The 12,949-nt window shown below is 60.3% G+C and carries 14 protein-coding genes and 2 pseudogenes; 2 read left to right on the forward strand and 14 right to left on the reverse strand.

Annotation, left to right across the window (positions count from 1 at the left end):
• Positions 1 to 121: 121 nt before the first annotated feature.
• The 14 genes and pseudogenes from folE to WF331_RS28765 all read right to left on the reverse strand — a co-directional run bounded on the left by folE (position 122) and on the right by WF331_RS28765 (position 11,515).
• Entirely contained in the window at positions 122 to 679 is a 558-nt protein-coding gene (gene folE, locus WF331_RS28700) for a GTP cyclohydrolase I FolE (RefSeq protein ID WP_046785888.1), read from the reverse strand.
• Between the two features lie 12 nt (positions 680 to 691).
• Positions 692 to 4,015, reverse strand: a complete 3,324-nt coding sequence (locus WF331_RS28705; RefSeq protein ID WP_256596990.1) for an indolepyruvate ferredoxin oxidoreductase family protein — start codon at positions 4,013 to 4,015, stop codon at positions 692 to 694.
• A gap of 38 nt (positions 4,016 to 4,053) precedes the next feature.
• A pseudogene (locus WF331_RS28710) lies at positions 4,054 to 5,112 on the reverse strand (TraC family protein); the annotation flags it as partial.
• Positions 5,112 to 5,531, reverse strand: a complete 420-nt coding sequence (locus WF331_RS28715; protein WP_102690260.1) for a TIGR03751 family conjugal transfer lipoprotein — start codon at positions 5,529 to 5,531, stop codon at positions 5,112 to 5,114. The pseudogene WF331_RS28710 and the gene WF331_RS28715, both read right to left, overlap by 1 nt.
• Positions 5,494 to 7,002, reverse strand: a complete 1,509-nt coding sequence (locus WF331_RS28720) for a TIGR03752 family integrating conjugative element protein (RefSeq protein WP_287171202.1) — start codon at positions 7,000 to 7,002, stop codon at positions 5,494 to 5,496. Before WF331_RS28720 ends, WF331_RS28715 begins: the two co-directional genes overlap by 38 nt.
• Positions 6,992 to 7,798 carry a TIGR03749 family integrating conjugative element protein gene (locus WF331_RS28725; protein ID WP_177010227.1) on the reverse strand — a complete coding sequence of 269 codons (807 nt, stop codon included), beginning with the start codon at positions 7,796 to 7,798 and terminating at the stop codon, positions 6,992 to 6,994. Before WF331_RS28725 ends, WF331_RS28720 begins: the two co-directional genes overlap by 11 nt.
• Positions 7,795 to 8,421, reverse strand: a complete 627-nt coding sequence (locus WF331_RS28730; protein ID WP_102690244.1) for a PFL_4703 family integrating conjugative element protein — start codon at positions 8,419 to 8,421, stop codon at positions 7,795 to 7,797. The genes WF331_RS28725 and WF331_RS28730 overlap by 4 nt, the downstream gene beginning before the upstream one ends.
• A complete protein-coding gene (locus WF331_RS28735) occupies positions 8,418 to 8,819 on the reverse strand; it encodes a TIGR03750 family conjugal transfer protein (RefSeq protein ID WP_102690243.1) in 402 nt (133 codons plus the stop codon). The genes WF331_RS28730 and WF331_RS28735 overlap by 4 nt, the downstream gene beginning before the upstream one ends.
• Positions 8,820 to 8,826: 7 nt before the next feature.
• Complete coding sequence (locus tag WF331_RS28740) at positions 8,827 to 9,204, reverse strand: TIGR03745 family integrating conjugative element membrane protein (protein ID WP_102690242.1); 378 nt, start codon at positions 9,202 to 9,204, stop codon at positions 8,827 to 8,829.
• A gap of 16 nt (positions 9,205 to 9,220) precedes the next feature.
• Entirely contained in the window at positions 9,221 to 9,460 is a 240-nt protein-coding gene (locus WF331_RS28745; RefSeq protein ID WP_102690241.1) for a TIGR03758 family integrating conjugative element protein, read from the reverse strand.
• Positions 9,447 to 9,782 (reverse strand): integrative conjugative element protein, RAQPRD family, encoded by a 336-nt coding sequence (locus WF331_RS28750; protein ID WP_172455979.1) that lies wholly within the window; start codon positions 9,780 to 9,782, stop codon positions 9,447 to 9,449. Before WF331_RS28750 ends, WF331_RS28745 begins: the two co-directional genes overlap by 14 nt.
• A gap of 258 nt (positions 9,783 to 10,040) precedes the next feature.
• Positions 10,041 to 10,484: a DUF421 domain-containing protein gene (locus WF331_RS28755; protein WP_102690239.1), complete on the reverse strand. Its 444-nt coding sequence runs from the start codon at positions 10,482 to 10,484 to the stop codon at positions 10,041 to 10,043.
• A gap of 9 nt (positions 10,485 to 10,493) precedes the next feature.
• A complete protein-coding gene (locus WF331_RS28760; RefSeq protein WP_172455978.1) occupies positions 10,494 to 11,000 on the reverse strand; it encodes a hypothetical protein in 507 nt (168 codons plus the stop codon).
• Positions 11,001 to 11,011: 11 nt separating this feature from the next.
• Positions 11,012 to 11,515, reverse strand: a complete 504-nt coding sequence (locus tag WF331_RS28765) for a CinA family protein (RefSeq protein WP_340623544.1) — start codon at positions 11,513 to 11,515, stop codon at positions 11,012 to 11,014.
• 189 nt (positions 11,516 to 11,704) lie between these two features.
• Between WF331_RS28765 and WF331_RS28770 the strand changes: the two genes are divergently transcribed.
• Both WF331_RS28770 and WF331_RS28775 read left to right on the forward strand, forming a co-directional pair.
• Positions 11,705 to 12,229, forward strand: a complete 525-nt coding sequence (locus WF331_RS28770; RefSeq protein ID WP_102690236.1) for a hypothetical protein — start codon at positions 11,705 to 11,707, stop codon at positions 12,227 to 12,229.
• A 32-nt stretch (positions 12,230 to 12,261) separates the two neighbouring features.
• A pseudogene (locus tag WF331_RS28775) lies at positions 12,262 to 12,949 on the forward strand (M42 family peptidase); the annotation flags it as partial.

Here is a 12,949-nt window from a genome sequence, read left to right on the forward strand (position 1 = left end):
AGTTGGACGGAGGGCTATTTCAGCACAGGTCAGATGGCCTGTGCTGACTTGATCGGAGAATCCCTAAATCTGATTTTGTGGGGAGCGGCGCATGCGCCGCTCCCCACAAAATCAGTGAGAGCTAACGGTTACGAATCAGTTGTAGGAACTCTTGGCGAGTGTTATACGAGTCGCGCATGCATCCGAGCATGACCGAGGTGCTCATTACCGAGTTTTGCTTTTCCACACCGCGCATCATCATGCACATATGTTTCGCCTCGATCACTACCGCCACACCGGCGGCATGGGTAACTTGGGCAATCGCTTCGGCAACCTGGCGGGTCAGGTTTTCCTGAATCTGCAGTCTGCGAGCAAACATATCGACTATACGCGCCACTTTCGACAGCCCCAGCACTTTGCCTGTGGGGATATAGGCAACGTGCGCCTTGCCAATGAACGGCAACAGGTGGTGCTCGCACAGCGAATACAATTCGATATCACGGACGATGACCATCTCGTCGTTGTCCGAGTCGAACAGTGCGCCGTTGACGATCTGCTCAAGGCTTTGCTGATAGCCATGGCACAGGTACTGCATGGCTTTAGCGGCGCGTCTTGGAGTGTCCAACAAGCCCTCGCGCTGCGGGTTTTCGCCAATGCCCTGCAGAATTTCGCGATAGTTTCGGGTCAGTTCCTCGTTCATTGTTGTCCCTGTTTAGAGTTGAATTATAGAAATTTTGTCGGTGGCTTGGCTGGCGTCGTGAAACTGTGCAGTCGAGCCATTACGCCATTGCTCCAGTAACAGCGCTTGACGCTGGTGGGCATGATGTAGAAAGCGCTCTTTCACTGGCCCGTAACCGCGCACGCTGTTTGGCAGCTCCAGCAGCTCGCGGGCTAGTTGCAGGTTGTCGCTGCGCAGGCCTGCGAACACTTCATCCAGAATGCTTTCATAGTTACGCAACCAGTTACGCTCGACCCTGCGCTCATGGGTATGGCCGAACGGATCGAGCCAGCTGTTGCGCAGTATCTTGAGTTTGGCCAGCAGCTTGAAGCCTTGCAGCATCCAAGGCCCGTAGCAGCGTTTTTTGGGTTCTTTGCTAATGCTGTTATCGTTGAGCAGCGGCGGTGCCAGGTGGAAACGCAGGCGGTAGTTGCCTTCGAACGTTGACTGGATCTTTGTCAGAAAGTCGCCGTTGCTGAACAGTCGGGCTACTTCGTATTCATCTTTGATTGCCAGGACCTTGAAGTAGTGGCGGGCAACGCTTTTGGACAGCTCGTCCGGCTGGCCCAGCAGCCGAGTTTCGGCCTCCATAAACTGCTCTACGCGTTGCCGGTAACGCTGGGCATAGGCTTTATTCTGATATTGCGTCAGGACGCTCATACGCCGCTTAACCATTTCTTCCAGGTTTTGCGAAAGTATGCGGTCGGCGCTTTGCTTTTTGCCGGCTTCCACAATGCTAAGTACCCGTGGCAAATCGTGGGCACTGCGTCGGCCCCAGGCGAAGGCTGCCAGGTTGAAGGCTACCGCGGTGCCATTCAACTCGATGGCCTGTTCCAGCGCCTCTTCGCCGACCGGCAACCAGCCTTTCTGATAGGCATAGCCCAGCATGAAGGTATTTGTAGCGATTGAATCGCCCATCAGAGTCGTGGCAATTTTGCTTGCGTCGACAAAGTCCGCCCGCGCTGCGCCAACGGTTTCGGCTATTTGCGCTGACATGCCTTGCGTATGGAATTGCGGGTCAGGGTGGCTGGCCAGATCACCGCTTTGCGCCTGCAGAGCAAAGGTACGCACGAACGCACTGGTAATGCTTTGCTCGCTGTTGACCAGAGCGTGCGTCACACCTTGGCGCAACTTGGATAACGTTTCGGTGTTGGCACTGACAACCAGATCGCAACCCAACAACAAGGCTGCTTCACCTTCGGCGATCCGCGGGGCGAACAACTGATCCTGGCGGGCAGCGATGCGAATGTGGGACCAGACGGCGCCGCCTTTTTGTGCCATGCCAGCCATGTCGAGGTTAAGCGTTCCCTTACCTTCGATAAATGCCGCCATGCCCAGTAAGGCACCTATGGTTACTACACCAGTGCCGCCCACACCGGTCACCAGAATGCTGTATGGCTCTTCGAGGGCGACGACCGACGGAGCGGGCAAGTCCCAGTCATCGTCGGCCTTGGCTGCCAGGGCCTGTGGCTTGCGCAGCGTTCCGCCTTCGACGGTGACAAAGCTTGGGCAAAAGCCGTTCAGGCAAGTGAAGTCCTTGTTGCACGAAGATTGGTCGATCTCGCGCTTGCGGCCGTACTCTGTGTCCACCGCCACCACCGACATGCAGTTGGACTTGCTGCTGCAGTCGCCACAGCCTTCACATACCGCTTCGTTGATCACCACTCGACGTGCCGGGTCGGGGAACTTGCCGCGCTTTCGACGCCTGCGCTTCTCCGCTGCGCAGGTCTGGTCATAGATGATTGCCGACACTCCCTGGAACTGGCGCAATTGCTCCTGGACCTCGTCCATCTTGTCGCGGCGTACTACCGGGACACTTTGGGCCAGATCATCAGTGCCCTTGTACTTCTCAACATCGTCACTGACCACCACTAAGCGCTGAACGCCCTCTGCAGCCAGTTGGCGGCTGATTTGTGCCACGCTGAGGCTGCCGTCCACTGGCTGCCCGCCTGTCATGGCAACGGCATCGTTGTAGAGAATCTTGTAGGTAATTTGCGCCTTTGCCGCGATGGCGGCACGAATAGCGAGAATACCGGAGTGGAAGTAAGTACCGTCACCCAAGTTGGCGAAGACGTGTTGGGTGGTGGTAAACGGCGCTTGGCCGATCCAGGCCACACCTTCGCCACCCATTTGGCTGAAAGTTTGGGTTTGCGGGTAGATCCAGGCGGCCATGTAATGGCAGCCGATACCGGCCAGCGCGCGGCTACCTTGCGGCACCTTGGTCGAGTTGTTGTGCGGACAGCCAGAGCAGTAGTGCGGCACGCGTTCCATCAGGTTGCTGAACTGGCCTTTGCACGCCAGCTGCGCTTCCAAAAGGGCTAGGCGCATTTGAAGCGAACCGCCTGGGTGCAGGCGCAGGATTCGCTTGGCCAGGGCTCGTGCGATCATCGCCGGCGTCAGGTCATTTATAGCCGGCAGCAGCCAATCGGTGTGCGGCAGGCTCCATTCACCCTTGTCGTCGAACTTGCCAACGATACGCGGACGTACGTCCTCACGCCAGTTGTAGAGCTCTTCCTTGAGTTGGTACTCGATCATGTGGCGCTTTTCTTCCACCACCACAATCTCTTCCAGACCTTCGGCGAACTGTCGCACACCTTCAGCTTCCAGCGGCCAGACCATGCCGACCTTGTAAAGGCGCAGACCGATTTTTTGCGCTTGTGTTTCGTCGATCCCAAGGATGCGCAGGGCCTGGCATACGTCGAGATAGGACTTTCCCGAAGTGACAATGCCAATTCGTGCATTCGGCGAATCCATGACAATGCGATCGAGGCGGTTGGCTCGGGCATACGCCAGGGCGGCATACAGCTTATGCTCCAGCAGGCGCTGTTCCTGGGCCAGTGGTGGGTCGGGCCAGCGGATGTTCAGACCCCCTTCAGGCAACGCAATGGTCGGGATTACAGGCTGTACGCGATGAATGTCGATATCGACGACGGCCGCGCTTTCAACAGTGTCCGCCACAGCCTTGAGGGCGACCCAGCAGCCTGAGTAGCGCGACATGGCCCAACCATGCATGCCATAGTCGAGGTACTCCTGTACGCCGGAGGGCGCCAACACCGGCATCATCACTGCCTTGAAAATGTGCTCGGTCTGGTGGGGAAGGGAAGAGGAGCGGGCGCCATGGTCATCGCCTGCAATGGCCAATACACCCCCAAATTTTGATGTGCCAGCTGCGTTCGCGTGGCGGAAAACATCACCGCAACGGTCTACGCCGGGGCCCTTGCCGTACCACATGCCGAATACGCCATCATACATGGCACCTTCGAACAAATTGACCTGCTGCGTACCCCAGATCGAGGTTGCGGCAAGGTCTTCGTTCATACCAGGGTGGAACACTGTGTGGTGTGCTTTGAGGTAGTCAGGCGGTTGAGCTGCTCCTCGAGCACATCCTGGGGCGTGATCACCACGGTCAGGCTCATCACCGCCTGCTCAGGCAACTGATCAAACAGGGCGTTCAAGGCTTCACCCTTTCGCGTTTCGCCGGTCAGTTGGCCGATGTGCGGTGGCCTGCGCAGCTTGTCGACCACCATCACGGTGTGTGGCTGCTGATCGAAGTACCACAGACCTTGCTCGCTGTCGGAGCGCGGCTCTTGGAAGAACAGCCGCTCGGCGAAATCGTGGTCGAACGGCAGCGGCAGATTTTCGCCGTCATCCACTTCCGGGTAGGGCACACGTCGATAGAACGCGGCGGGGGATTCGCCGGTGAGAGCAGGAGCGGGGTTGAACCAAGGCAGTAACCAAGCGTAGAAATCGCGCCCGGTCAGCCGTCGAGGGCTGACCCCGCAGGCCTGCAGCGAGGCCACAAGGCGATCGCAGGTGCGGCTCAATAGCTGTACCGGGCTCTGCCCATCCTCGTCGGCTTGCTCCCCGAGCCAGCGGTAGACCACCAGGCGAATCCGGCGATTGCTGCCGCGCCAGGGCAGGTGAGACACCACGTGGTCGTCGAACAGCCCGCCCGGTTTGCCAACGGCTTCAAGGTGGCGCTGCATCGACGCGAGAAAGGCCTTGGTGAACGGCGTGCCTCGAGCGCGGGGCGCGATATGGCGCTCCAGGCGATCAAGGTATGGAGCAAAGTCACTGTCGTCCTGGCAGAAGAACTGCACCACCCAGGGCGCCTGGTCGAACTCGTCGAAGCTGTCCTGCAACGCATCTTCCAGCGCATCGCGTGCCGCCATCAGCCATTCGGGCTCGCGACCCTCGGTACCGATCGGCTGCAGCTCGAACACGGCGCCCACGGAACGGTTGTCGTCGAGCAGAAAGCACTGCGCAGCTTCGAGGTATTCGACCCAGGGCATGTGGTCGGTGAAGCTGGGGTTGTGCGCGTACTGGGCGGCCTCGTCGGCCAGCGTGGCGCGCCGACGCTGCACTGCACGCCAAGGCTTCCAGCATGGTGGTTCGCGACTCGCGTCATCGGCCATCACAGATCGTCCAGGCGCTCGCCGGGCAGCGCGTACTGGACCTTCTCGTACAGTGGGAACACGGTCGAGTAGCCTGGCACCGGCGTCTGTTGGGTACCGGCCAGGTGTGGGTACACGTACATGACCAAGTCTGGGTTGGGCAGGCGCGGAAACTGGGCACGGATTTCGTTGGCCGCCGTGCGCGTGTAGGCGCTTTGGTCATTGATCAGGCGCTCGGGATCCAGCACCGGGCGACGCAGTTCGCCACGTGCCTCCAACAGCTGTTGCTGAGTACCGACCGAGCCACCGCCGTTCCAGATATCCAGCATGGTGTGATCGCCGTGGGGCAGCATTTCTTCCTTGCTGGTGGAGCAGCCGGCCAAGAGCAGGCCGAGCAGCAGGCTAATCCAGATCCAGTACCGAGACGGATGGGCTTTCATGGTTCACTCTCCGGCCTTTGGGTTCGTAGTCGATGCTGATTTCGTGGTCCAGATGCAGGGCCACTCTGGCCCCAGGCGGCACGTAGATGGCGGCGAATGCTTCACCGTAGAGCTTGTTGATCCACTCGCGGATGTCGCCAATACCCCCGCTGATCACCGAGTTCAGCGCGCTGTTGCCGCTGTTCTGGGACAGGCCCAGGCTGCCGCTGGCCGAATTGATGAAGGAGGTATTGGTCTGCTCGCTGCCCAGGGCTGCAGCGAAGCCGGCGCCGGCTGCGGTGATCAGACTCTGGCTGCCCAGATACTGCTGGGCGTTGGAGCGGCGCTCGCCGGAAATGCAGGGAATGCCGTAAGGGTCGGAGATGTAGCCCAGGCCGCCGCGGATCTTCTCGGTGTCCGAGGTTTGAGTACTGCTGCGATTGCGGCTAACGATCTTCTGCGGCTGCGGCACCGTGCGGACAGTACCGTCGCTGAAGACGAAGGTGATCGACTCGACCTGGCCGCGCACGCAGGACAACGTCCAGTCGCCGGCGGCGGTGCCGCTCATGACCGCGCCAACTACGTCCGGCAGCTCGATACCGTTAGCGGTGAGGTTGTCCGGCCCCACCAGCACCTTGAACGGATAGGGGTCGTTTACTGTGCCGTCCACCGGCACCCGGCCAATCAGCGCGGTCATAGCGATCGAGCCCATCAGCGTCGAATTCTCGGGGATGGTATAGACGGGCCTGGCGCCTTCGGTACGGTCCTGAGCGTTCTCCAGATCACGCTCGCCTTTGGCGACGGCACGCAAGCGATCCTGGCCACGGTCTATGGCGTTGTTGTCCAGGGCGTGCAGGTCCTTGAACTTCGAGGCCAACGACGACAGCGGTCCGTCGGCTTTGCCGGTGTTCTCTTGGCCTGCGCGGGCATTCGATGGTTCGATCCACTGCACCGCATCTGCCGGTGCTTGAGCCCCTGCAAACTGCTGCTCGTCTCCCGGCTCAAGACCGAATCCCGCAGGAAATTCCGACTTTGCGGCGGGCTTACCGGTGAGCTGATCCTTGAGCCTGGAGAGTAGCCCTTGAGTCTCGCGGTGCTGCTGCTCAGCCTTCTGCCGAGCATCGTTGGCCTGCTGGCGCTGCTCGGTGACCTGTTGGGTGACGCTGCTCAGCGTGCTCTGGATGCGCGTGTCGATGTTGCCTTCGCGCGTGCGCAGCCGGTTGTTCTCGGTCTGCAGCGCATCGTTGCCTTTCTTCAGCGTCTGCATTTCGCTGCGCATCGCTTTGACCTGGCCGATCAGCGTGGCCATGGTGTCGCGCGGGGTGTCGCCGGCGATGCCCAAGGCTTTGGCCTGTTCCGCGCTGAGCGTGGTATTTTCCGGATCGTGAGTGGGCTGGCCATCCGGGGCGGTCACCCAGGATTTGATGATGATCAGCACGATGCCCAGCAGGACCGCAGGCACAAACCATTTCAGCAGGCCGTTAGCTTTCATGATCGGAAGCCTCCCGTTTGGGCGGGGGCAGCAGCAGCGCGTGCTTCAGGTCGCCGCCATGGGTGACGAGATACGCCACGGTGGTGTCTTCAGGCGTACCGGTGAGACCTAAGTCCGAGTGCTGGAATGTTGCGGCGTACAGCGTGGCCTGCAGGTGGCGCGGGTCCAGTGCCACCTTGCCAGGACCGCGATTCACGATCTTCACCGCGGTCACCCAGTAGTCGCCCAGCCGCCAGGCTGCGAGCGCCTTGATCGAAACCCGTTCGGTGGGCAGCAAGGTGCTGAGCGCGGTGGAGTCGCTCAGCGGCACCCGCCGCACACCGGGTAGCGGTGTCACGGTACGCAGGGGCGCATAAAGGTTCTGCGCCGCATAGCGGGTGAGCACCACCGGTACCGGCGTCTCTGCAGGTGACGTGTCCTTCGCAGCTTCCACGTCCGGTGCCTGAGCCTGGGCCACGATCTTGACCGGCTCCAGTGCCTCGCTGCCCTCGAGCGCCTCGATGTCGATCAGGATGATGTCGCCTGATTTCACCGACTGCAGTTGCAACCGGGTAGGGGGAAGGGTGTCAGCGGCGCGCAGGTACACCGTACCGCCGACGGACTGCACACGCAGCTTACCGGCGATCGTGCCCGGCACCCCGACGCGAACATCCTCATCTAGCATCAGGACGCGCTCCTGGCCCACCGTAAGTGGAACGGCCAGCGGCAGGCGATCCCAGTATTTGACCTCGACCGCACCGACTGCAGAGCACCAGCCTGCGGCTATCGCCAGCATCATGATCAGGACACGCATCATCCCGCACCTCCAGGCAGCGTCAGCTTCTGCGGTGTGCCTTCGTAGCAGTCCAGGGTGTGCTCGGGGTCGACGTCGAAGCGCACCACACGCAGCGGGTAGCGCACGACGACGCGTTTCACCGGCTCGGCGGCGTAATACTCGTCAGCGTTGAGGTCGAGCTTCACCAGCCAGCTGTGCTTGTCCAGCTGCTTCACCCGCAGGTCGGGGTCGTCGCTGTAGCCGCGGCCCAGCACCTCGTATACGCCGCGCACCCGGCCGCGGAGTTCGCCCGCGGCCTTGCGGTACTCGAAGTCACCGTCGAAGAAGGTCTTGCACGCCGGTGTCAGGTAGGGCTGCAGAGCAAAGATGGCACGGTGGTAGTCGACCTCACCGTCGGTTGGCCAGCGGTTGAGTTGGCCGAAGATGTACAGAGCGAAGGCGTAGATGTTTTCCGGGGGTACATCCCACCACTTGCGCGTACTGCCAGAGCGCAGATCGGGCGGCACGTGAATGGTCAGCTCGGAAGGCGAGGATTGCCAGCCGTACCAAAGCCCGCAGCACAGCAGTGCCAGGATCGAAACGGCCAGACGCAGGCTGAAGATATGCGCCTGCTGCGCATCCACCTTGTTGCGAAAGCGGCTCATGGCGTGGCCCTCGCATGTCGACGCGTGCGGCGGACGGTCCAAGGGCCTGAGTGGAGGATCAACTGATGAGTGCCGATGCCCCAGTGCACCGCCAAGTGCCACTGCAGACGTCGGTAGAGCCAGGTTTCCGGGCGGGCGCGCTTGGCTCGGCGCATCAGCTTGCCGCCGCCCAGCAACACCAGCGCCATGCAGATGAACATGCAGGTGGGGAGGGTCGCGATGGAGACGGTGGCCACGGCCAGCGGCGCGCCGAGAATCACACCTAGCCCTGCGCCGATGATCAGCGCGACCCACATCTCGTCGCTGGTGAGCCCACGGAGAACGGCCGGGTCACGATTGAGGCGCTCCGGGAGGAAGGTCAGCGTGCCGTCAGGCAGAGTGGCTGGGGCGTCGGACATGGTGACCTCATAGGATCGTCGCGGCTTTGGTGAGGAACCACAGGATCACCACCACCAACAGCGCGCCGACGCCGACCACGGCACCGAGGTCCTTCCAGGTCTTGCGCTGGTTTTGCACGTCGGCGTAGACGGTGAGCGAGTGCCAGGCCACGCCCAGGAAGGCGAGGGTGGCGATCAACAGACCGAGTAGGATGCCGCCGTCGTAGGCGTAGTTCTTGATGGTGTCGATCAGGCCCGAGCCCTCACCGCGAGACGGTGCTTCCATGGTCGGCAGGTCGGCCCAGGCCAGTGTCGAACTCAACAGCATCAGACCGCCGAACAGGGCTTTCGAACAGGATTCCGGCAGCAGAGCGAGCGGGCGATGACAATGACGGGGGAGGTTCATGGCAAAGGTCTCCTGATTACGACAGCATGAAAAACATCAGCACGATTAGGGCGAGGGCCAGGCGCAGCGTGCTGCCGCCGAGCGCACCGAAATTCAGGTTGCCGGCCGCCCAGCCGCGGTAGCCGGTCCACAGGGCCCAGGTGCACCAGAGCAATGCGAGCACCAGCGCTGATGAACGCCATAGCACTGAGCTGAGCTGCGGGGTGAACCCGGCAACGGCAGAGAACGCGCTGAGTTGGGCGTCAGTCATGCTCATCGGAGGTACCCGAGTGAGGCGTTTCAGCACGGTAACTACCAGTCAGCTCGACCAGATCGGCTGGCTGTGCACGCGAAGGAGACAGGTATTTTTGGATGCCTTGGCGCACACGTTGAAGATCCGCTGCGAACCTCGGGTAGTCGAAGCGATAGCGGGGCTCAGCGGTACTGGCTGAGGCGGTACTTGCGCGGGCGGCCAACAGTTCGATGGACGTGATCTGCCGCTGAACCAGAGCGAGATCTGAGCGCTCCGGCGCGTCTTGAGCGACGGCACCGAGCGACACCATCCAAGCAAAAAATAGGACGGAGCAGGTGGTTTTCATAGTGCATTCCAGTCTTGGATCTGGCATTTACCATGAGGAGTTATGTAGTGTTTGGCATGAATTAAAAGGATCTGCGAGCCTTCGCTTTAAAACCGAAGCCAGCAACGAATGGCTCGTGCTTCAAGGCAAGCTGAGCATGCAAGCCAGATGGCCTGGCTGATATCTCGGCGCAAGCTGATGCTCATCCCTACCATCGACCTTAGCCAGGCGATATTGGCACTCTGAACGGCATGGCTCTACGAGGAGCAGCTCCGTGCTTTATTCGGCAGGAATGATCGAAATCTTTCCATTGCGTTCGACAATAGCGAACTTGACCTGCTCAATGTTCTCGATGCCTTGGCTGTCCCGCGCTGATTCAAGGATATCGTCCTCCGTGAGGCGTGCCCGACGCATGCGATGATGCAGAAAGCGCCCATTCTCGACAACCAAGGTAGCGTGCCCATCCAGAAACCTGGCCAAGGGCCTGGAGTTCAGCTTCGCGAGTGAAAGGCCGACGTCCAGAACGATCAGCGTGGCAATCACCAGCATGGCATTGGTGAATGAAAAATCGTCACCCAGAAGCGCCTGCTGGGTGGCTTCCCCGATGATCAGCAACAACACGAAGTCGAAGGTCGTCAAATCGGCCAGCGAGCGCCGCCCGGCCACGCGAAACAGCAGCATGAGGGCGACGTACATTCCGGCTGCGCGGAGGATCGAATCCATGATGCACTCCTAGGGGTAAAGGAATGTGGAGAAGTGAACGGCGCTTTCAGTGCCTGCCCTGACGCTGCCCTTCAGGGTGCCCACGTGCTCACTTCGAAGGGTTAGGTACAAGGTGGCGACCCCATCGTGCTTAGTACCCAACTGGAACAGCATGGCCTGGCCATGCGACATCGACCGTTGCGGCTCCGGTTGTAACGTCTCGATACTGGCGTCACGGAGCAACGATCCCTCGAGTTGTACCTCCACCGGCTGACCAGGAGTACCCTGAACGGTGATGAAAAGGCTGTCTGTCGTGCCGCTTCGACTGAGGCGCTGATACTCAACCCGTACCCGGCCATCCTGGCTCACCACCTCGGCATCGCTCAACGGGCCATTACCGAACAGGCCTGCCAAGGCAAGCAATACGATGGCCACGAGCACGTACCACCCGATGCGCTCGAAACGCCAGACGCGCTGTTGCATCGGCATATCTTCTTGAACAGGGTGACGCCTGGATAGCAGTTCATCTTCCGACATGATCACAGCCCTCAGGTGCGCTCACCGCGTAACCAGCGCTGGTGATAGTGGGAAAGCCGGGTCAACCCGAACATGGCGCCTTGGCGCATGACTTCAGACCGCTCGCCGAAGAAACGTTGAGTGCGCGTGAAAACGGCAATTGGCTCGCCGGCGAAAGCCCACGCAAAGCACATCGTCCCCGGCGGTATCCCAGATTCGGGCGCGGGCCCGGCTACCCCGGTGGTGGCGATCACCACATTGGCATCGCTGTCTCTCAAGGCGCCCAAAGCCATTTCCCAAGCTACTGCTTCGCTGGTCAGGCCGTATCGCTCGATGGTTTCGGCGCTGACCCCCAGCAGGCGTTTTTTGGCGCTGGGGGAGTAGACGACGTAGCCGCTTTCCAGCACCTCTCCTGTACCCGGTACCGCCGCCAACAACGCCACCAGGCAGCCTGCAGTGCACGATTCTGCTGTGCTCAGAACCAGTTTGTTGTTTTTGAGATAGCCGAGGGCGGCCAGTACAGGATCGTTTTCCATTCCAGAATCGACTCGCTTGTTTTGCGGTGGACGCGATCCTGGGGTAATTGGTTCATCGCACCTATTGCCCGCCCATCTCCTGCTGTGACACTGAGCTGAACTTTGCCCGTTGGATTGGCTTCCCTTGATCAAGGCAAAGGCAAAGGCAAAGGCAAAGGCAAAGGCAAAGGCAAAGGCCAGGAGTAGCGAGTGCCACGAATCATTACCCCAGCGACCCCTGAGCACGAGATCAGCGAGCACAATTCCAGGATGTTTGGCTCTCCCAAGGAGCGTCTGGATTTTTACCGACGTGAGATCCAGTACGAAACCAGCATCCTGGCCAACCGCACGGATGCCTACCTGGCGGCGCAGTCATTCCTGGTCATCGCCTTCGTCTCCTCCATGGGAAACCTCAATAAAGGATGGGGCGAGATGTTCACCCTGATCGTGCCCGCGTTCCTCGCCTTGCTCGGGGTACTGAGCTCGCTCAACGCCTGGCCAGGCATCCGGGCGGCGTACAACATCATCGATCACTGGCAGCTCAAGCAGAGCCACCTGCTGCGCAGCGAGCCGTTGATGGGGTTGGCTTACGACGAGTCGCCGCTGTTCTGTGAGGCGGAAACCTCGCGTGTAGGGCATCGAAAGTCATTGCAGTTCTCGCTACGGACGCCCTGGATCTTTCTGGTGTTCTGGGTGTTATTGGGTAGCTACTCGGTGTACATCCAGCTGGCCTGAACACGTTTGCGTGCAAACATGGAGGTAACGTTTTGAAGACTGAGGTATTACTGACCGAGCTCCTCAACGCCCGAGGGCCGGGCGGACAAGAAGATGAGGTGCGAGACATTTGCCTGCGAGAGCTCAGCCGTTTCTGTGAGCAGGCCCATATTGACCCTGCTGGCAATGTAGTGGGGGTGATTCGTGGGGGCCGCGCTTGTAGCCCCGAGGCAGCCATACGCGTCATGGCCCACCTCGATGAGATCGCGATGATCGTCAAAAATGTGCTGGAGAACGGCACCCTGGAGGTGCTCGCTCTCGGTGGCGCGCAACCGATAAGCTTCGGTGTCTGTCCTGTCGATATCCTGGGCGATGAACACATCCTGCCGGGTGTTTTGTCCTACGGTTCAATGCACAACAGCGGTCGAACTTCGAATGGAAGAGACGTGCTGGCAGGAAATGTTCAGTGGAAAGATGTCTATATCGTCACGCGCAAGACTAAGTCAGAACTCCAGGAGCTTGGCGTTCGGCCTGGTACTCGTGTCGTGCTCAGTCAGCACTGGCGTCAGCCCTTCAAGGTACATGACTGTATTGCCGCTCACTTCCTCGACGACTGAGCTCCGCTGAGCGCTGTCATTCTCTGCGCGGAGCTGCTGAGTGAACGGCGAGAAAAGCTGCAGCAGGACGTCTGGTTCGTGCTTACGACGCTGGAGGAAGAGTCGAATGCCGGCGCCATGTACG

This window comes from Pseudomonas sp. YNh (genome assembly GCF_037993085.1).
GTDB classification, from domain to species: Bacteria; Pseudomonadota; Gammaproteobacteria; order Pseudomonadales; family Pseudomonadaceae; genus Aquipseudomonas; species Aquipseudomonas putida.